This window comes from Wolbachia endosymbiont (group A) of Cydia splendana, assembly GCF_947179475.1.
GTDB classification, from domain to species: domain Bacteria; phylum Pseudomonadota; class Alphaproteobacteria; order Rickettsiales; family Anaplasmataceae; genus Wolbachia; species Wolbachia pipientis.
This window is the reverse complement of record NZ_CAMXBP010000001.1, coordinates 584276-603134: the sequence shown is the minus strand read 5'-3', so window position 1 is coordinate 603134 and position 18859 is coordinate 584276. Positions and strand designations below refer to the sequence as shown.

The 18859-nt window shown below is 34.1% G+C and carries 17 protein-coding genes and 2 pseudogenes; 4 read left to right on the top strand and 15 right to left on the bottom strand.

What is annotated here, in order from left to right:
- Positions 1-298: 298 nt before the first annotated feature.
- A complete protein-coding gene (dcd, locus tag OM961_RS02955) occupies positions 299-856 on the bottom strand; it encodes a dCTP deaminase (RefSeq protein WP_006280485.1) in 558 nt (185 codons plus the stop codon).
- Between the two features lie 140 nt (positions 857-996).
- Between dcd and OM961_RS02950 the strand changes: the two genes are divergently transcribed.
- On the top strand, positions 997-2013 hold the full coding sequence (locus OM961_RS02950) for a substrate-binding domain-containing protein (protein WP_264339338.1): 1017 nt from the start codon (positions 997-999) through the stop codon (positions 2011-2013).
- Positions 2014-2092: 79 nt separating this feature from the next.
- Here OM961_RS02950 and OM961_RS02945 read toward each other — a convergent pair whose 3' ends face one another.
- Positions 2093-3331, bottom strand: coding sequence for a hypothetical protein (locus OM961_RS02945; RefSeq protein WP_264339336.1), 1239 nt, complete (start codon positions 3329-3331; stop codon positions 2093-2095).
- Positions 3332-3472: 141 nt separating this feature from the next.
- On the opposite strand from OM961_RS02945, the gene OM961_RS02940 reads away from it, so the two are divergent.
- Entirely contained in the window at positions 3473-4933 is a 1461-nt protein-coding gene (locus OM961_RS02940) for a TrkH family potassium uptake protein (protein WP_264339335.1), read from the top strand.
- A 255-nt stretch (positions 4934-5188) separates the two neighbouring features.
- On the opposite strand, the gene mgtE is transcribed toward OM961_RS02940, so the two are convergent.
- Complete coding sequence (gene mgtE / locus OM961_RS02935) at positions 5189-6559, bottom strand: magnesium transporter (protein ID WP_006280192.1); 1371 nt, start codon at positions 6557-6559, stop codon at positions 5189-5191.
- A 153-nt stretch (positions 6560-6712) separates the two neighbouring features.
- Here mgtE and prfB point away from each other — a divergent pair.
- A protein-coding gene (prfB, locus tag OM961_RS02930) for a peptide chain release factor 2 (protein WP_141456981.1) occupies positions 6713-7817 on the top strand; the annotation gives its coding sequence in 2 pieces (ribosomal slippage) (positions 6713-6787 and positions 6789-7817; 1104 coding nt in all).
- A 136-nt stretch (positions 7818-7953) separates the two neighbouring features.
- Here the strand turns inward: prfB and OM961_RS07595 are convergent.
- Positions 7954-8315 (bottom strand): annotated as a pseudogene (locus OM961_RS07595) (transposase); the annotation flags it as partial.
- Positions 8316-8420: 105 nt separating this feature from the next.
- On the opposite strand from OM961_RS07595, the gene OM961_RS02915 reads away from it, so the two are divergent.
- Positions 8421-9887 (top strand): IS4 family transposase, encoded by a 1467-nt coding sequence (locus tag OM961_RS02915; protein WP_264339584.1) that lies wholly within the window; start codon positions 8421-8423, stop codon positions 9885-9887.
- Between the two features lie 242 nt (positions 9888-10129).
- On the opposite strand, the pseudogene OM961_RS07590 reads toward OM961_RS02915, so the two are convergent.
- The 11 genes and pseudogenes from OM961_RS07590 to OM961_RS02855 all read right to left on the bottom strand — a co-directional run.
- Positions 10130-10837 (bottom strand): annotated as a pseudogene (locus OM961_RS07590) (IS3 family transposase); the annotation flags it as partial.
- Positions 10838-10915: 78 nt separating this feature from the next.
- Complete coding sequence (gene pstB / locus OM961_RS02900) at positions 10916-11674, bottom strand: phosphate ABC transporter ATP-binding protein PstB (RefSeq protein ID WP_264339334.1); 759 nt, start codon at positions 11672-11674, stop codon at positions 10916-10918.
- The gene (gene dapB, locus OM961_RS02895; protein ID WP_182309436.1) at positions 11671-12456 is read right to left on the bottom strand and encodes a 4-hydroxy-tetrahydrodipicolinate reductase; all 786 of its coding nucleotides are present in this window, start codon (positions 12454-12456) and stop codon (positions 11671-11673) included. The genes pstB and dapB overlap by 4 nt, the downstream gene beginning before the upstream one ends.
- Positions 12457-12602: 146 nt before the next feature.
- The gene (locus OM961_RS02890; protein ID WP_153801318.1) at positions 12603-12779 is read right to left on the bottom strand and encodes a hypothetical protein; all 177 of its coding nucleotides are present in this window, start codon (positions 12777-12779) and stop codon (positions 12603-12605) included.
- Between the two features lie 32 nt (positions 12780-12811).
- On the bottom strand, positions 12812-14137 hold the full coding sequence (locus OM961_RS02885) for an IS4 family transposase (RefSeq protein ID WP_264339118.1): 1326 nt from the start codon (positions 14135-14137) through the stop codon (positions 12812-12814).
- A gap of 165 nt (positions 14138-14302) precedes the next feature.
- On the bottom strand, positions 14303-15337 hold the full coding sequence (locus OM961_RS02880) for a Fic family protein (RefSeq protein ID WP_264339332.1): 1035 nt from the start codon (positions 15335-15337) through the stop codon (positions 14303-14305).
- A gap of 169 nt (positions 15338-15506) precedes the next feature.
- Complete coding sequence (gene holA, locus OM961_RS02875; protein ID WP_182309435.1) at positions 15507-16499, bottom strand: DNA polymerase III subunit delta; 993 nt, start codon at positions 16497-16499, stop codon at positions 15507-15509.
- A gap of 5 nt (positions 16500-16504) precedes the next feature.
- The gene (locus tag OM961_RS02870) at positions 16505-16684 is read right to left on the bottom strand and encodes a hypothetical protein (RefSeq protein WP_010082539.1); all 180 of its coding nucleotides are present in this window, start codon (positions 16682-16684) and stop codon (positions 16505-16507) included.
- 131 nt (positions 16685-16815) lie between these two features.
- Positions 16816-17625: a metal ABC transporter permease gene (locus tag OM961_RS02865; RefSeq protein WP_182309433.1), complete on the bottom strand. Its 810-nt coding sequence runs from the start codon at positions 17623-17625 to the stop codon at positions 16816-16818.
- A gap of 1 nt (position 17626) precedes the next feature.
- Positions 17627-17983, bottom strand: a complete 357-nt coding sequence (locus OM961_RS02860; RefSeq protein WP_209472851.1) for an Mth938-like domain-containing protein — start codon at positions 17981-17983, stop codon at positions 17627-17629.
- A 3-nt stretch (positions 17984-17986) separates the two neighbouring features.
- Positions 17987-18853 (bottom strand): 4-(cytidine 5'-diphospho)-2-C-methyl-D-erythritol kinase, encoded by an 867-nt coding sequence (locus OM961_RS02855; RefSeq protein WP_182309431.1) that lies wholly within the window; start codon positions 18851-18853, stop codon positions 17987-17989.
- Positions 18854-18859 lie beyond the last annotated feature (6 nt).

Here is an 18859-nt window from a genome sequence, read left to right as displayed (position 1 = left end):
GGATAGATCCCGCTAACAAGCAGCGGGATGACGAGCTTATCGTTATGCCGCCGCGAACCGTCATACCGCGATTCATTCGCGGTATCTCTTAGCATAGATTCCGCTAACTAGTAGCGGAATGACGAATTTGTCATTTTACAGCCACTTGGATGACAATTTGCTACTAAATAGTAGCAAATTCAATAATTTACAATAAATAATTGAAGTTTTTAATTAAGAAAAGCACATGATGTAGCTATAATCATTGTAAGCAACAATGAAAAAGTACGGAAGTGAAAAATTACCACTCTCATGGCAATCACTTCACCAGCGGCAAAGTGATACCATGCTGATTCATATATTTTCCTTTCATATCATCATATGATTTCTCGCATTCACTTTCGCCGCTTAAAAATACGAATTGGCATGCGCCTTCATTAGCGTAAATTTTCGCAGGAAGCGGAGTGGTGTTTGAGAATTCGAGTGTGACATGACCTTCCCATCCAGGTTCTAAGGGAGTAACGTTTACTATAATTCCACACCTTGCGTAAGTTGATTTACCAACACAAATGACCAGTACATTCCTTGGTATACGAAAATATTCCACTGTACTTGCAAGTACGAAACTATTTGGTGGAATTATGCATACATCTGTTTCCTTATCTATAAAACTATTCTCAGAAAAATTTTTAGGGTCCACGATAGCTGAATTAACGTTAGTAAAAATTTTAAATTTATTATCCACTCTTGCATCGTAACCATAAGATGATAGTCCGAAAGATATAACACCTTTGCTGCTTTTGTGATTCACAAAAGGCTCTATCATTCCAAAATTTTCAGCTTTTTCTCTTATCCATTTATCTGGCATAACTGCCATAATTGCCCCTTAAAGTTGTGTAATACTTACAATAATATAAAATAAAATTTAAATGTAAACTGTAGCTTTTGTCATGCAATTAAAGCTTTTCAGTTTGATTTTTGTTATAATAATTAGATTTATGTTCTTAACTAAAAATAATGCTTAGAAACTTTCTCCTGATTTTTGTATTCGTATTATTCACGCCGCTATCAAATGCTGATGCCAGGAAATACATCAGAATTGTTGGATCTTCAACTGTTTTTCCTTTTATCTCGTTTATAGCCGAAGAGTTCAACCGTGTATTCTCCTTTAAGACTCCAGTTGTGGAATCGATAGGAAGTGGATCAGGATTCAAAATGTTTTGCTCAGGAATAGGGGAAGACACTCCAGACATCACCACTTCATCTCGCCCTATGAAGGAAGTAGAAAGAGAACTATGTAAAAGGAATAAAATTAATGAAGTGATAGAAATCATCATTGGCTATGATGGAGTTGTCATTGCAAATTCAAATCAAAGCCATAGATTTGATTTCACAAAGAAGGACTTATTTGAAACTTTATCTGCATATTCTCAAGAAAATGATAAATTAGTAAAAAATAATAAGAAGTTTTGGTCTGATGTAAATCAAGCCTTACCAAAAACAGAAATTGAAATTTATGGTCCACATCAAAATACAGGCACATACGAAACTTTGGTTAATTCTATTATGCTTGATCAATATTCATGCATGAACTCGAGAATTTTCAAAGAGAATTATAAAGATCAGGAAGAAAGAAAGCAAGCATGTGGTAATATAAGGGATGACGGAAGGTATATAGAAGTTGGAATTAATGAAAACATAATAATACAAAAATTGAAAAGTAACAAGAACGCTTTAGGGATATTTAGTTTTAGCTTTTTAATGAGGAATCAAGATAAAATACAAGGGAGCACAATTGCAGGAATTGAGCCAACTTACGAAAATATATCATCGGGAAAATATATATTAGCAAGACCTCTATACCTTTATATAAAGAAAGAACACCTGGATACTGTTGATGGATTAAGAGAATTCATAAAAGAAATTATAGATTCGATCAGCATTGAAGATGGGTACCTATCTAGGCTTGGTCTAATTCCACTTTCAAGTGAAGATATAAAGAAAGCTTCAGCAAAGGTTTATGATATAACGTGACGGCAACGTTTCTTTTATATTCTTTGTTCTAGCGTAGTCAGACCCAGCGCGGCGCGCTGGGATGACAATGGATTACTAATTAGACAGTTCTGCGTTGTTGCAACACCCCAGAAACAACCGGGTCCGAGCTTTTCGTATTTGGGCTTTCTGATTTCTCACAAACTCCTCTAATATAAGCTAGTACAGCCAATGCTGAAACTGCTAAAACTTCTAAAACTAATGCAACTACAGGATATGCCAGCACATAGGCTGCAATAGCACCAACTACGCATAGTCCAACAACGCCCAGAGCGATCTTCCCTTTGTGTTCACTCCAGAAGTTTGTATCGTTTTTTTCTGGGGTTTTGTTGTCTGCAGTTGGTGCAGAGTTTACGGTGTTTTGATCTAGATCAGTGTCATCTATAAAGTTAAGATCATCATTCTCAGACGGATCCTGATTGATTTCTTGTGAAAATCGAGTCGCATACTCTTTATCCCATGCTATCTGATCATCAGTCTTGGCATTATCTAGTTCATTTTTACTAAGTTTTTCCTCAAATTCTTGAATCAAATCTTGAAAGCATTGCTCACCTACTCCAGGTATTTTAGCAAAACGTTTTTGTGCACATGTAAGTTTATCCATTACATAGTTATTTCCATTGGGCTCGAACCCAAGGAGCCCTGGAGAAGCAGCATCAAACATTAATTTAAAGCTTTCTTTTATCTTTTCCACATCTTCTTGGTTCAATTCTTCACTATATTCAACTTTCAGAGGATAAACTAAAAGGGCATCTACTCTTCCACTACTCCAATATACCTCTCGCTCTAAAACCCTTTCTACATCTTCACCACAATTCTCTAATGCTGCTTTAACTTGATCAATATCAAGGTTTTCTATTGCTTCTTGTAAGTTGGAATCAAGATCCATTACCCACTTGTGATCTTCTATTTTTTGAATAACTTTTCCAAGAACAGGTCCGTTATTAGAATCGTTGGTCCTTTCTTGCAGGCCTCTAAGCATATTTATTGTGTTAACACTATCACCTCCTGCTAGATCGTATTCTGTATTACACAAAAAATCACGAGTTTTTTGATCAGCTTCCTTCCAAATTTGTTCAATGATCTCTACTTGAGCTTTAATTGTAATGCTACAACACATAACAAAATCTAAAATGGTACCTTTGTCACTAGTCAAAGTCCCCTCGTGGCTCAAAACTGCTTGTATATCATTATGTTCATTATTGTCGAGTACGTTCTGGACTTCCTGAAAATTGCCATTCCAGACTGCCTGTCTTAATGAATCTAGAATTTCTTCTTGTGCATTAGTTAATGCAACCATATCTTACCTCTAATAAAAATTTAATTATCACACATATTTACAAGTAAATCAAGCATACTGTTAATAACTGTTAATAAAGGCCAACAAAATGCTTGACGTTAGAGTAGCTTTTATGGCTTTGTATAGCGAGGAAGTAATTCTATGAAAAATCATCAACGTTTACAAAATTTGCGTTCAATTGTATTTATTGTGGGAATATTCCTATTGCTGTTTAGCTTAGCAATGCTTATTCCTGCTATTACCAATAAGTATCTCAGCTACGAATGGAAAAATTTCCTCGCTGGATTCATAATTACCTGCACATCTGGCGCAATTTTTATTTTACTCGGTAAATTAAGTAGATTGCATGGAATGCCAGCAATTTTTGCGATTACTAGTTGCACCTGGATTGCCTTGTCTCTGTTTGCAGCTATTCCTTTCTATTTTGATAATCTGAGCTATGTTGATGCATTGTTTGAAACGATATCTGGCATCACAACCACAGGAGCAACTATATTTAATGATATTGAAAAACAATCTCCAGGAATACTGCTATGGAGAGCAATGCTACATGGCATGGGGGGTTTTGGTGTAATTACTTTAGGAATTGCAGTTTTTCCTATGTTTAAGGTTCTCAGCCTAAATAATTTACTTTATTCTGAGTATTCAGATGCTACCAAAAGGAAGTTGCCGAATACGCGAAGCGTAGTGATTCATGTTACGGCAATATATTATGGCTTAATTTTGTTATGTATATTTTCCTATTATCTAGCTGGTATGCCACTATTTGATGCAATATGTCACGGAATGTCTGCTGTATCAACTGGTGGATTTGCTAACTATAATGATTCTATAGGGCACTATAATAATCCCATACTAGAAGCCATAACGATCGTTTTTATGATTTTGGGTTCTCTGCCTTTTCTTAGCTATTTAAAAATCATAAGACGGTTAGACATTTGCTATGATGAGCAGGTCTCTTACTTTTTTAAGATAGCTATTGTTTCATCTTTATTTGCTTGTTTTTGGTTGTATAAAAATGTTGATTTAGGAGTGTCATTATCATTTAGATGCAGCACATTTACCATCACTTCCTTGATTACGTCAACTGGTTATGCAATCTGTAATCATATAGATTGGAGTTTCATTTCAGTCTTAGCTTTTTTTCTCACCTTTGTTGGTGGATGTAGTGGTTCTTCAAGTGGTGGTGTCAAAATCTTCCGCTTGATTGTTCTTTTAAGGTCTATAAGAAATTACTTTTACCTTTTATTAAACCCTGATGCAGACAATGGAGTAAAATTCAATCGAAAAACCCTGGAGAATGATGAAGTTCACTCTGTCTTTATATTTTTTGCAATTTTCATGTTAACGTTTACCATTTCATCAATAGTGATGTCTTACTTAAGCAATGCAGACTTTATAACTAGCATCAGTTCAGTCTCTGCAACGCTTACAAACTCTGGCCCGGGATTTAGTAATTTAATAGGTCCTTCGGGTAATTATTCCTCTTTCAGTAATGAAGTAAAATTATTTCTATCGTTTTTAATGCTGCTTGGCAGACTTGAAATATTGCCAATCTATTTTTGTATAGGCAATTTATTCTTATTTAATAGAAAGAAATAGTTGGTAAAATTTGATATTATAGCTAAACTGACTTACGACAATTTGAAAAACCGTCATTCCGCTACTCGTTAGCGGAATCTATACCGCGAATAAATCCACAGATGTACGAACATTGTGATTTGGGCACACCAGGAAGAATGTCATCCAAGTAGCCCCTTTCTCGTCATCCCGCTACTTGTTAGCGGGATCTATGCTAAGAGATACCGCGAATGAATCGCGGCATGACGGTTCGCGGCGGTATAGCTATAGATAGTATTAGCTATTTAATAAAAAGATCGTAGCTAAACCAAGAAATATAAAAGCTGAGAGAATATCAGTTGTTGCCGATGTTAGGATTGAAGAAGAAACGGCAGGGTCAGACTTTAAACGGTGAAGCATTATAGGAATGAAAGTTCCGATGAACGTTGCAATAATTGACATCATAATCATGGAGACCACAAAAATCATCTCCACTTTGAAGTTGTGAAACCTTATTGCTAACACTACTAATGAAATAGTAGATAAGATCACCCCGTTTATAAGACCTATTAAAAATTCTTTCATCAGTATTCTTTTTGCATTTTGCTCAGTTAGATATTTTGTTGCGATTGCCCGGATGGTTAGCGTTACTGTTTGGGATCCTGCATTTCCGCTCATTGATGCAATTATCGGCATGATTATTGGCAGCACTATAAAACTTTTTATTACATCATCGAAAAAGCCAACTACTATGGAACACATTGTTGCAGCTAAGAGGTTAAACAGTAACCAAGGTAGCCTTTTAATTATAGTTTTATGTATAGGGGCATTTATATCGGCTTTAGAAGATACACCGCTTATTTTGAGTACATCCTCTTCTGTTTCTTGTTGAACAACTTTTATTACATCTTCAATTAAGATCACACCAATAATTTTACCATTCTTATTTACTACCGGAGCCGATAATAGAGAGTAATCTTTAAATATTCTTGCTACTTCCTCTTGGTCTATTCCAGTTTTAATGATTTTTATGTCATGATCCATTATCTCTTTTATTATTGTGTCTCCTGAGTGAGATATTACCTTATTTAAATTAACACTGCCTATAGGCTCTAATTTTGAGTTGATAATGAATATCTGGTGAAATTTTTCTGGTATTTTTTTATAGTTGCACACAAATTCTGTCAGTTGATTTATTGTCCAATAATATGGAGCTATAACCATATCTTTATGTATTAACCTTCCTGCACTTTCTTCTGGATATGATAGCAACTCCTCTACCGATTTCTGAGTTTTGCTGGGCAAATAGTAAAGTATATTTTCTACAGACTTTCTATCTAAATCTTTCACTATGGTTACTATATCTTCTACATCAAGGAGCATTAGTAACTTTGCTGTATTTTCTATTCCCAATGTTTCTATGATCTCTATTTGTAAATCTGGCACTACATGCACTAGGGCATCACTTAACAAATGTTGATCGAGGATATTAACTAATTTCTCCCTGTGATCACTGATCGAAGTAGATAAAAAATAAGCTAACTGAACACTGTCTATCGTTTTTACAATATTACGAACATTCTCTAGCTCCTCGTTATCAAGTGACTCTATTAAGTCATCAATAGCCTTTTTGTCTAAACCATAATGGGAACTTATTTCAATATTCATTACTTTACCTTGTTTTTTAATAAATATACGCGCTTGATTTCCTTAAACATTAAAGTATAATGAAATTATTTAAATTAACTATCATATGGTTAAATTTCTATTTTGTTTACTGTTATTGTTATTGATAGTAAATATATTAAAATCTAAAGTATAATGAAAACTTATCCAGAAATTCTTGAACACTTTCAAAGCTTAAATAAAAGTATTTCTCTTATCAGGAGGTGTCTTTGACATAGAAAAATTAAAGTTGCGCCTTGAAGAGCTTGACTCCCAAGCGTCGAATGATGACCTATGGCAAGATAACCAAAAAGCACAAGAAGTTTTAAAAGAACGTTCTAAAATTAAGAATGACGTAGAGTCGTTTTTAAAGCTGGAAAGCGATTACAACGATGCCATCAGCTTAATGAAGTCTGCTATTGATGAAAATGATGAAGAATTTTTCTCTGAAGTTGAAAATGAATTAGCTAAGCTAGAGAAATTAATCAAGTATAAAGAAACAGAGTCCTTATTTACTGGTGAAGCAGATAATAATAACTGCTTTTTAGAAATCCACTCAGGAGCTGGCGGAACCGAGAGCAATGATTGGGCTGAAATGCTGATGCGCATGTATATAAGGTGGGCAGAAATTTATCACAACTTTAAAGTTGAAGTTGTAGAAAAATTAGAAGGAGAGTCAGTTGGTATAAAGTCTGCAATGATAAAAATCGTTGGAGAAAAAGCTTATGGGTGGGCAAAAAGTGAAAGTGGAATTCACAGGCTGGTTAGAATATCGCCATTTGATGCAAATGGTAAACGTCATACCAGTTTTGCAAGTGTAGGAGTAACTCCAGTGATCGAAGATTCAATTGATATTGCTGTGGATGAAAAGGATCTAAAGATCGACACCTACCGAGCTTCTGGAGCAGGCGGTCAGCATGTGAACAAAACTGAAAGTGCAGTACGCATTACGCATATTCCAACTGGTGTTGTAGTTCAATGCCAAAATGGTCGTTCTCAACATAGAAATAAAGATGAGGCGTTAAAATTACTTAAAGGACGTTTATACCAAATTGAACTGGAAAAAAAAGAACAGAAAATGGCTGAAGAGTATGGTAAAAAATGCGATATAGGCTGGGGTAATCAGATCAGATCGTACGTTATGCATCCATATCAAATGGTGAAGGATTTAAGAACCGGACATGAAGTGGGCAATATAAATTCTGTTTTTGATGGTAATATAGATTGTTTCATAGTTAGTGTGCTTACTAAGCAAAATTAGGTAGGGTTGACTTTCTTGCCATAATATATGATAATTAAAATATTGTTAAAGTAGGAGTAAAGTTATGGCGATTAAATATGATCAGTGGAAAAGTGACCTTACCCAGAAAAAGTGGAGAGAAAGTTTGGAATATTTTTTACAAAAAGAATGATGCATCAAATTGTTCTGGAATGCAATAGTTAATAGTGACGTTGTTTGTTATAAAAAATTTCTATGTATTCAAATATTGCAGTTCTAGTTTGTTGAGCAGAGTGTTGTGAAGTATCAATAAGTATTTCTCTTTTCAATGAGCTAAAGAAGCTTTCTGCAACAGAATTGTCGTAACAACAGCCTTTATTACTCATCTATATTCTTTACAGCTAAGAGATATTGATACCCTTGCGCAGTATATTGTGAACCTTGGTCACTGTGCAGCAGTAGATTTTTAACAGGTTTACGCCTATTAATGGCCATTAATAAAGAGTTCATAACCAATTGTTTATTTATTGCACTACTCATTAACTACCTTACTATTACCCATAAGTATATAAATAGTAAAAAAGCTGATATTTTACTAATTCAACTTTCTATTATAAATGGATCTATGGTCTAAAAATGGAATATATGATGAAAAGAACTATAAATACTTCAACTGGCGAATGGGCAGAAAGTGAATTTGGAATTGTTAATTTTGGTGATATAAGATTAAGTAAAAGGCTTCTAAAAATAGTTAATAGTTTTGCTGAATCGCCTGAGCGTTCAATAAATCAAGCTTGTGAAGATTGGCATCAAAGTAAAGCAGCTTATAGATTTTTCCAAAACGATGCCATTTCTGAGAGAAAGATATTAGAAAGTCATATAATTAAAACTGTTGAAAGAGCTAAAGAATACTCAACTATCTTAGCTATCCAAGACACGAGTTATATCTCATATAAAAATCATAAAAAGACCGAAGGATTAGGGATTATAGCAGCAAGATTAACATCTAAAACAACTAATTTTAAAACACATGGATTAGTGATGCATACAACGTTTGCAGTTACAACAGAAGGACTGCCTATAGGATTATTGGATCAAAAAATTAGTACTAGACCCTCCTTAGCTGAAGACCTAAAAGAGTTGAAAAGAAGAAGCCATAATACTGCTGTTCCCATAGAAGAGAAAGAAAGCATACGGTGGATAGAATCACTTAAATATTCTACTAATCATCCTGGATTAAAGGATATCAAGGTAGTTACCGTCTGTGACAGAGAAGCAGATATGTATGATTTATTTGAAGTTGCTTCCACTAATCAATCTCTTTTTGTAGTAAGAGGAAATCAAAACAGAACAATAAATAAGAAGTCGACTTATTCTGAAAAAGGTGGTGAAAGGTTGTGGGATCTGATGAATCGCATGTCTTGTCAAGGAGAAATACAAGTGAATATTCCTGCTCGCAATGATAAACCTCAAAGAACAACAGTTTTAGAAGTAAAGTTTAGCAACTTTGTGATGAATGCATCAAAAAATAACGCTAGACGTAAAACCCAAAAACTTCCTAATTTAAGTTTAAATGCTGTCTATGCTATAGAAAAATACCCCCCATTTGGCGAAGAGCCTGTGAACTGGATTTTGTTGACAAATATAAATATTAATAATTTTGAAGAAGCAGTAGAAAAAATACAATGGTATTGCTTAAGATGGAGAATAGAGGTTTTTCATAAAATTTTGAAATCTGGTCTTAAAGTTGAAGAATGTAGGCTCCAAGCAGCAGATAGATTAATCCGCTTTCTTACAATAATGAGTATAATTGCATGGAGAATATTTTTTATCACACTAGTAGCTAGAACAAATCCAAATCTTTCTTGCACTTTCATACTGACTGACGACGAATGGAAGGTTTTATATACCAAAATGCTTAAGACAAAAAACTATCCTGAGACACCACCACCTATAAGAGAAATTGTGAGGTGGGTGGCCAAGTTAGGAGGGTTTTTAGCTCGCAAAAATGACTTAGAACCAGGCCCTATAGCTTTGTGGAAGGGATGGAAACGTCTCTTTGATTTAGCAGAAGGATGGAAACTTGCTCATGAATTTTATACTTGTGGGTAATAGTAAGGTTTTGAAGCTTACTATTACCCACAAATAAAAACATAATATTGTATTTACTCAAATAATTTAATTTTATTAACCTGAAAGCTTATTAGATTAAAATTATTAAACTAAGAGTTATAATTTTAGCAACTAAAAGCTGTAAATTGCACCATATAAACAGTTATTTCAAGCAAAAGTTATGCCATTAAGAGCTATGCAACAAACATTTATATTTGTGGGTAATAGTAAGATTAACTACCATACGTGAGAATTATTGCTGCCAAATATAGCCATCCCTCCTTGGTTTTGATGTAAGTAATCCCATACTTTATTTGGTTGATCAACAATAAAGTTTTGGTCTAATATATTGGGAGCTACAGCTCTATTATCTGTTTGTTGTTTTTTAATTTTAAACTTTCTTCTCAGTATAGCCCTGATGTCATTTTTCTGCATAATACTTTGCACCGTTTTCAAATTGCAACTTTTACCCAAAGCCTTCAATTCAGCATGAATTTTAGGAGCTCCATATCTACATTTAGAAACTTGATATATTTTTTGAATAGCTTCGAGTAGCTCTTTATTTGCTGATTCTCTACTGCTTATTTTTCTTGTGGTCCACTTATAGTAGCCACTAGCAGAAAATCCTACATAATTCCTGTACTTTATAGCAGTTACTATATAAAAAAATATTTTACTCTTTTTGACTGGCCAGGGCTTTTTTTTAAATGTCTCTTTCCCTTGTTACTCTTGCTTTGTAAATCAAACCTCTCTTTGTCATAAGGTGCTACATCTGGAAATGCATTTGCCGCTGACTTTTTTTCGTTATATTTCTTCATCCATTTTCCTAATACACTATCCCTTATTCCTAGATCTCTTGCTACTTTTGCAACTGGTTGACCTACCTTTCTTTGTTCATTTGCCAGTTTAACAGCTTCCAATTTGAATTCTGCTGTATATTCTCTTACCATTTCTAATCCTCCAAAATTTTATTTTACCCAAAAAAACTCTTTTCTTTCTCTCCACTTTTTCTGGGTAAGGTCAGAAATTTAATGATCCAGGATATACTCCTTTGTTAAGGGAGATTGAGCATTTTCGAATATTTCTTGAGTGCTTCCAGACTCAACAATTCTGCCATTATGAAAGAAAATCACACTATCAGATAACTTCTTAGCTTGCTTCATTGAATGAGTTACCATAATTATAGTAAATCTTAATTTCAGCTCTTGTATAAGATTTTCGATTGCATTGGTTGCCATTGGATCAAGAGCGGAGCACGGTTCATCCATTAATAAAATAGTTGGCTTCACTGCAATTGCGCGAGCAATGCATAGTCTCTGTTGTTGGCCACCGGATAAATTGAGTGCGCTATCTTGCAATCTGTCCTTCAATTCTTCCCATAAACCAACCTTGGTTAAACTATTTTCCACCATCTCATTCAATTTTTGCTTATCCTTCGCCATACCATGCAATTTTGGCCCACAAGCAACATTATCATATATTGATTTTGGAAAAGGATTTGGCTTTTGAAATACCATACCAACTTTTGCTCTAAGTAGTACAACATCCATATCGCGTGAATATATATCACCCAGCCCATCGATATCTAATTCACCAACAGTTTTGCAACCTGGTACATAGTCATTCATACGATTAAAACAACGCAAAAATGTTGATTTACCGCACCCGGATGGTCCGATAAAAGTAGTAACTTTTCTTTTATCAATATTCAAATTTATATCGAATAAAACTTGCTTAGAGCCGTACCAGAGATTTAAATCTTTAACAGAGGCACGTGTATTGCTCATATCACATCCTGCATTGAATAGAGCCCCGGAATTTCTCTTTTATTTTCGTATAGCCATACTGCTGCTTGAACAGCTCCTCTAGCAAATGTTGTGCGATCAATTGCTTTGTGGTTTAGTTCTATCCGTTCATCAGAATTAACAAACATCACGCTGTGATCTCCTATTACTCCACCTCCACGAGATACTGCAAAACCTATTCCCCCCTTTTTTCTTATGTTTGAACCACTATGTAAATATTGATTGGACTGAAAATCCATTTTTGAAGCGTTAGCAATTGTTTTGCCAAGTTCTATAGCTGTTCCAGATGGTGAATCCTTTTTTAAGTTATGATGCATTTCCCAAATCTCAACGTCATATTCATTACCTAAAAGCTCAGCAGCTTTTTTTACCAATTTCAGCAACACATTAACCCCAACACTCATATTTGCTGACCATAATATTGGAACTTCAGCAGCATATTCTTTCAAATCGACACCTTCTATTCCAGTTGTGCCACTAACCAGCGGTGTTTTAAATTTTACAGCTGCTTTAAGGCAGTCTAACATACATTCTTTAGTTGTAAAATCTATTACAACGTCAGATGACTCAAATATGCCACTAATAGAACTTGTAACTTTAATTCCTAGATTGGCTATAATTGGTCCAATATCTGAATCTATGTACTTACTACCTGAACGGGCAACAGCACCTGCTATTTCCACTTTGGTATTTGTAATTAATTCATTGAGTATTTTTTTGCCCATTCTGCCTAAGCAGCCTATTACTCCAACTCTGATTTTCATAAAGCTTTTTACGTTTATTAAGAATGTTAGGCCTTTTTTTAAGCTCTGTCACTTCTGATCTATATTCTATAGCTGTACGAACACTGCAATTTCAGATCCCAGTGCCTTGACCACAACTATTGCAATATGGTACATAGTGAACGATGTCATTCCAGTCTGGAATCTAGCCTTTCTGCAATCTCATCGAAAACGTTGTAACCACTTTCTATGCTAGTTTGCTTGCTTACAAGCAAACTTTTCTGGATCCCAGTGTCTGGGCACTGGGATGACAGGAGAAGGCACTGGGATGACAAGAATAGGGCACTGGGATCTAGTGGGCTCAAACTACAATGTTTGTACAGCCATACGCGTCAAGTTAAGAGATTGTGAGCAAATTTAGAGAGGTTAAAGTGGATACTCTAGCCCTTCTACGTTTGTCTTTTAATGAAAATCGCGACCAAGTTATAGTGAGTTTTTTAAGAAATGCTTTTAAACTATTAATTTTGGTTAATACTAAAAATAACTCTCTAACCCGCCTTTTTAGCTCAATAAATGCCTTTGTTAAGCTAAGTTCTGTATTCTTTTTCACTTCTGTGCAACCAACTATGCCGTGAAATATAAGAATTGCGCACAATTTAGCATATAGTTCACATAATACTCTGCATGGCTTTCCTTTTAGCTTATCAAGCCTGATATGGCTTTTATACAATTTAAATAATAACTCAATTTGCCACCTTACTCTGTAAATCGTTAATACTTGCTCAGCACTAATTTTATTTTCTGGAACATTAGTTATAAATATTGACCAGTTCAACAATTTTTGATTTCTTTTAGAGGATGTATATCCCTGCGATCTTGCTAATCTATTAGCTTTCCTTCTTCTGGCCATAGACTGTTCTTCAGTTAGTTTCTGACATATAATTCTTACTCTAATTTTTGCTTCTTTTCCTAACAATACCTCGTTTTCTAAAAATAACTTATCCTCTAAACATTCTAATAACTCCATTTTTTGATTTGTTTCTACATCATATATGTTGGTATCGGATTTATAACGACTTATGAAATAAGCTCCTATTTCATTGATTTGTTTAAAAGAACTTGGCACAAAATAACCGAGATCAGATATTAGCAAATCATTGCTTAATATATTACTTAAATGTTTCCTATATCCCTGGTCTGATCTTACCCCCTCCGTTAAATTAAGTTGGTCTATTATCTGATTCATGTAGTCGAAAACTAATTGTAACTTTATTCCAGACTTAGTATTGCTTTCATAGCCACTGTAGCTAGTACCATAACCTTTATACATCTCTTCCATACTGTTAGGTAGAGTAATATAGCTACTGTCCAATAATTTAACACTATTAAATTGCTGTAAGATTTTGCAATCAACTTGCAAGATATTTTTAAAGAGAATCACAGATTCATTATACATCCTTTTCATAAATTCCACTGCTTCTTCAGTAAATCTAAAATCCAAACCTTGTTTTGTTATATCTATCGAGTCCTCGTTTAGTAATTGACACATTGTTTCTACGCTACAATTATCAACTCCTATATTACCCAAGACCATGGCTTTTACGAATGATGAACCTTTTAGCTTTCTCTTTCTTTTTATAAACCTTGTTGTAATTGAGATTTTCTCTGCTTTTTCATTAAAAAATTCTTTGAGCTTTTTTGATAAGCAAGTTATTTTATTCATTGGTTCTCTCACTAAAAGTATATCTGGGAGAACTTATACCTTATTATTCTATCTCTTTCATACCTTTATTTCCTTAACTTGACGCGTATGGTTTGTACAGCTGTGATCTATATTCTATAGCTGAATAATTTAACAATTCAAAATGAATACATATCCTATTGAGCTCTATATTACATACCAGGTTGCTTTGCCTTTTCCATGCTGAGTGATGTGATTACTCTTTACGAGATTAGATACGTGCTTCTTTAAGGTATTGCAGTTTGCTTTAGTAATATTTTCCAAATCCTTAATTGTAAGACGTCCATGTTTGCTGAGTAGTGCTAATACTTTAGCAGAAAGTGGTGGTAAATAGAGATTTAACACTTTTTCATGTGACACCTTTTGTTCGAGATGAAATTTTTGCTTTTGTAGTGACCTTAAAAAGAATATAAGCCATGGATTAAAATCATAGCTGCTCGTCTTCAAGGATTGTTGAGTACGACGCAAAGCTAAGTAGTAACTCTCCTTATTACTTTCAAGGGAACTGTAAGGTACATAGATATACCCTAACTTTAGTAACAAGAAAGTTGTGAGAATGCGTGATAATCTGCCATTTCCATCCTGGAAGGGATGAATAGCTAAAAAAGTAACTATAAAAATGCCAATAATTAATAGAGGGTGTAACGATTTCACCTCTAATTGCTGGCTAGTCCAATAAATAAGTTCTTGCATTTGTGTTGCTGTCTCAAATGGAGAGGCTGTTTCAAAAACTATGCCCAAGCTTTTTCCAGATTCATCAAACGCTTCAACATGATTGGGGAATTTTTTATATTCTCCCATGTGCCTTTGATCTTTATATGAAAATTGTAAAAGCCAGATGTGAAACTGTTTTATAGTGTTTTCTGTAAATGGCATCTTTTTAAAATTTTGAAATACTTCTTCACACACATACGCATATCCGGCTATTTCTCGTTCATCTAGAGAACGAAATGAACGTGTATCAAGTTTGGATAATAATTGTTCAATTTCACGGTCTGATAGTTTTGCCCCTTCAATACGGGTAGAAGAACCAATACTTTCAATTGTTGCAATTTTCTTGAGCATTTGTAAACGTTCTGGAGCTAAATTACCAAACAATTGCCATGCTCCTTTAAATTCATCAATTTCAGCAACTAATTTTAACATTTCAGGTGTTATTACAATTTTTGAAATGTCAAACATATCTGTATTTTTATCTAGTTATATTCAATTATATTCGAAAATATCCTATTAGCAAAGAATACTTGTGAGACACACACTAAAGAATGAATTTTGGTAGGCATAAAAGCAGCTATTTTATGTTAAAATACAACATTTTGATGAAATTATAAGAAAGGCTGGATCTGAGTAGTCAGCTACTCGTCAGTGCATGTTGAAAAATCATTTTATGATCCAAGTCAGTTTTTTTACAGGTAACTTCTAAGCTTATCAATTTTTCCAAGATCTTCTTAAGTTCTGAAAGTTGCAAACTTTTCAAATGAGATTTAAAGCTCTGCAATTGTTTAAAAAACAATGGAGGGCTTAGCTGATCAATCGCAGCCTGCTCACTCATTCCACCTTGCACTGACAGCAAAACGTTTTCAAGGCGTAGGAAATAATTTGATATAATGCGAATTAGTGCTATCGGTGAAAAATTTTCTTGCGATATCAATACATCAGAAATTCTAATGAAGCGCGACATATCTTTACTTGCTATGGCAGAGCATAGATCATCAAGTGTAGCATAGTCGTTGCCAGAAGTTGAAAAGCATAATTCTATATCAGTAAGTTTTAGGTCTTTTCTCTCCCCTAAGTATAAAACTAACTTCTCAAGTTCTGAACATATAGGCAGCTTGCTATGATTAAAGTAAGATTGCAAATGGTAGATTATCTCATTTGTGCATTTTATATCATTTTGTTTTAAGTAACTTGATATAATGTCATAAAGATTGCTGTTGCTGTCCTTATAGCAAGCAATCACACCAAAAATTTTTGAACTCTCCATATAACTTTTAGTCGCAGAATTATATGGAAGATCACTTGCTACCATCATTACATAGTGACCACTTGCGTTATAATCCAATACGTTTTTTAACTCTTTGGATATACCTCCACTCACATTTATCAGCTTAATTAATTTTTTGCTGGTAAACATCGAAACGTTTGCCAATTCAGAAAACAGTAAACTGGGTGACTTATTCACTATTGCAAAATCCATCACCTGAACTGAATACTCACCCAAATTAGCAATTATTTCTTGTACATAAAAATCAACCCTACTGTTATCACTTCCATGAATTAACACACCACGTAAAGCATCAGGTTTCTCTAGGAATTTTTTAACTTTGGATGGTGTGACCCTCATGCTATCTATATGATATCATTCTCATTTGACTGTACATGAGTATCCAAAGACTCTGAGTCTCCTTGTGCAATATTATGCACATCGCCTGCTACATCATCTGACTCTTCTGTTTTTCCTGTAATATAATTATAAAATTTTTTCACAGGTTGAGATATATATTTGGAAAAAAATCCTTCTTCGCTCATATTGCTTACTCCATAAAATTAACAACTTATCATTAGCATATAAATAATAGTATAGCAAAAACTATTTTGTGCTAAGATAGTGATGTTTTATAATGAGTATATTACAAGATTATTAACATTCGAGATCAAAATTAAGCCAACCTGCTTAATACTAGCCTTATAAAATAAGCGATAATTAAATATACCGCTGCAACAAGTATAATTGCAGGTCCAGTTAACAAATCAAAACTTGCAGATAACATGAGACCTGATATCCCAGAGATCACAGAAAAAACTGTTGCAACAATAATCATCTGCATTGGAGTTTTCGAAATGAGCCTTGCAGATGCTGCTGGTATTAGCAAAAATGCAGCAATGAGTAATATTCCTATTAGTTGGGCAGCAATTGCTATAAATATAGCAAGAGTGATTAAAAATTCTAGTCTAACAAAGGTAACATTAATTTTTTCAACTACTGCTAAATCTTGATTAATTGAAATCATTAACCAATAACGCCATCTAAATATTAATATCAAAGTAACTATTAGAGAGGTTAAAAAAATCGATATTATATCACTTTGATCGAGCGTTAATATATCACCAAACAGTGAGCTAATAATACTATTATTGCCAGATGGAAGAAAAGACATAAGTATTAAACTCGATGATAAAACTACATTGGTAACAATGTTCAATATCGTATCAGCAGAATATAATCTGTTAAAATTAAGAGAAAGTAGTATAGCAAATGTAATTGCAATGAGCATTATGCTAAGCGATGGGCTAATCTTAAAGATCAAAGCAAGTGCAATACCAAGCAATGAAGAATGGGACAAACTATCACCAAGATAAGATAACCTTTGCCATATCATAAACGATCCTAAAGCGCCTGTTACTAGGCTAATTACGACTACTGCAACTAGACTGTTGATGAAAAAATCCTGGGTAAACATTTCAAACATGCTATATGGCTATTAGATAACTGACAACAAATCTATCTTCGGATATCAGAATATTATGGGTTCTGCATGCAGAACCTGTTGTCATAAATTCAAAATTTAAACCTTTTTGTTCCATAAGATAGGACTTCACTGAAGAACTTAGTATATTGCGTGTTTTACCAGTACCTATTAACAAAATTTCTATTTCCTCTGTTAAAAAAGATTCAAAATACTCCTTGCTGTTTATATCACTTTCTTTCAATTTAATCACCTTTTCAGGAAAAATTATAATTGAGCCGCAATATTCTCTATTATTCACCAAAAATTTTCCTTCCCTGTAACCATTTATAAGATTTTTATTCTCGGAAATTAAGGGCATAAGTCAAACTATTAATTGAGTGTCACATACCCACCATTCTGGTTGCTTTTTTCCGATATTAACTGCAGCAGCTTTTGCATTTTCCTCACTATCGAATATTCCAAAACATGATACACCACTGCCTGACATGCGAGAAAGTATAGAGCCTTCTTGTGACTCAAGTGTTGATATCACATCCTTAATTTCAGGTACAAAGCTTATTGCTATTTCTTGAAGATCGTTTCTCGTCTCTTTAAGAAGCTTCAACAAATCCTTTTCAGCGTCATCGCTCCATTTAATTGGCTCAGAAAATTTTCCTTCATGTTTGGAAAATACATCTGGTGTACTCAAAAACCTTTTTTTCGGTTTCACAAGCACCACATTTGTAGGTAAAGAGAATTTTTTAATGTGGCATAATTCTTCGCCAATACCTCTAACAAAAACTGGCTTGCTATCTACGCTTGCGGGAACATCAGCACCAACGTTTAAGGCTATTTCATTTAAAATCGTCCTATCAATCTCCCACAGCTTCCCTAGCGTACGTACCACAGCTCCAGCATCTGAGGATCCGCTACCAAGTCCTGCAGCAATTGGTATGTTTTTTACAACCTTTACAGTGACTTTAGTGCGTACAGGAGCATGCCTAAGCAGCAGATTAACCGCTTTCATTACAGTGTTATATTGGTTATTTATTTTAGACTCGGAGTTTATAAATTCAACTGTAGAGTTATCGTATCTAGAATCCTTCTCACCTACTTTTATTTCCAAAAAATTAGAGAGATTAGCAAAGACAAATAAACCTTCAATCAAGTGATACCCTGTTTCTTTTTTGTCTACAACATGCAAAAAAAGATTGATTTTTGCAGGCGCCTTTACACAAAAACTTTTCATTATATA

What these genes read in the sequence shown, in the direction of transcription:
- dcd (WP_006280485.1), bottom strand. Translation starts at nt 856, where the DNA reads ATGGCAGTTATGCCAGATAAATGGATAAGAGAAAAAGCTGAAAATTTT.
- OM961_RS02950 (WP_264339338.1), top strand. Translation starts at nt 997, where the DNA reads ATGCTTAGAAACTTTCTCCTGATTTTTGTATTCGTATTATTCACGCCG.
- OM961_RS02945 (WP_264339336.1), bottom strand. Translation starts at nt 3,331, where the DNA reads ATGGTTGCATTAACTAATGCACAAGAAGAAATTCTAGATTCATTAAGA.
- OM961_RS02940 (WP_264339335.1), top strand. Translation starts at nt 3,473, where the DNA reads ATGAAAAATCATCAACGTTTACAAAATTTGCGTTCAATTGTATTTATT.
- mgtE (WP_006280192.1), bottom strand. Translation starts at nt 6,559, where the DNA reads ATGAATATTGAAATAAGTTCCCATTATGGTTTAGACAAAAAGGCTATT.
- OM961_RS02915 (WP_264339584.1), top strand. Translation starts at nt 8,421, where the DNA reads ATGATGAAAAGAACTATAAATACTTCAACTGGCGAATGGGCAGAAAGT.
- pstB (WP_264339334.1), bottom strand. Translation starts at nt 11,674, where the DNA reads ATGAGCAATACACGTGCCTCTGTTAAAGATTTAAATCTCTGGTACGGC.
- dapB (WP_182309436.1), bottom strand. Translation starts at nt 12,456, where the DNA reads ATGAAAATCAGAGTTGGAGTAATAGGCTGCTTAGGCAGAATGGGCAAA.
- OM961_RS02885 (WP_264339118.1), bottom strand. Translation starts at nt 14,137, where the DNA reads ATGAATAAAATAACTTGCTTATCAAAAAAGCTCAAAGAATTTTTTAAT.
- OM961_RS02880 (WP_264339332.1), bottom strand. Translation starts at nt 15,337, where the DNA reads ATGTTTGACATTTCAAAAATTGTAATAACACCTGAAATGTTAAAATTA.
- holA (WP_182309435.1), bottom strand. Translation starts at nt 16,499, where the DNA reads ATGAGGGTCACACCATCCAAAGTTAAAAAATTCCTAGAGAAACCTGAT.
- OM961_RS02870 (WP_010082539.1), bottom strand. Translation starts at nt 16,684, where the DNA reads ATGAGCGAAGAAGGATTTTTTTCCAAATATATATCTCAACCTGTGAAA.
- OM961_RS02865 (WP_182309433.1), bottom strand. Translation starts at nt 17,625, where the DNA reads ATGTTTGAAATGTTTACCCAGGATTTTTTCATCAACAGTCTAGTTGCA.
- OM961_RS02860 (WP_209472851.1), bottom strand. Translation starts at nt 17,983, where the DNA reads ATGCCCTTAATTTCCGAGAATAAAAATCTTATAAATGGTTACAGGGAA.
- OM961_RS02855 (WP_182309431.1), bottom strand. Translation starts at nt 18,853, where the DNA reads ATGAAAAGTTTTTGTGTAAAGGCGCCTGCAAAAATCAATCTTTTTTTG.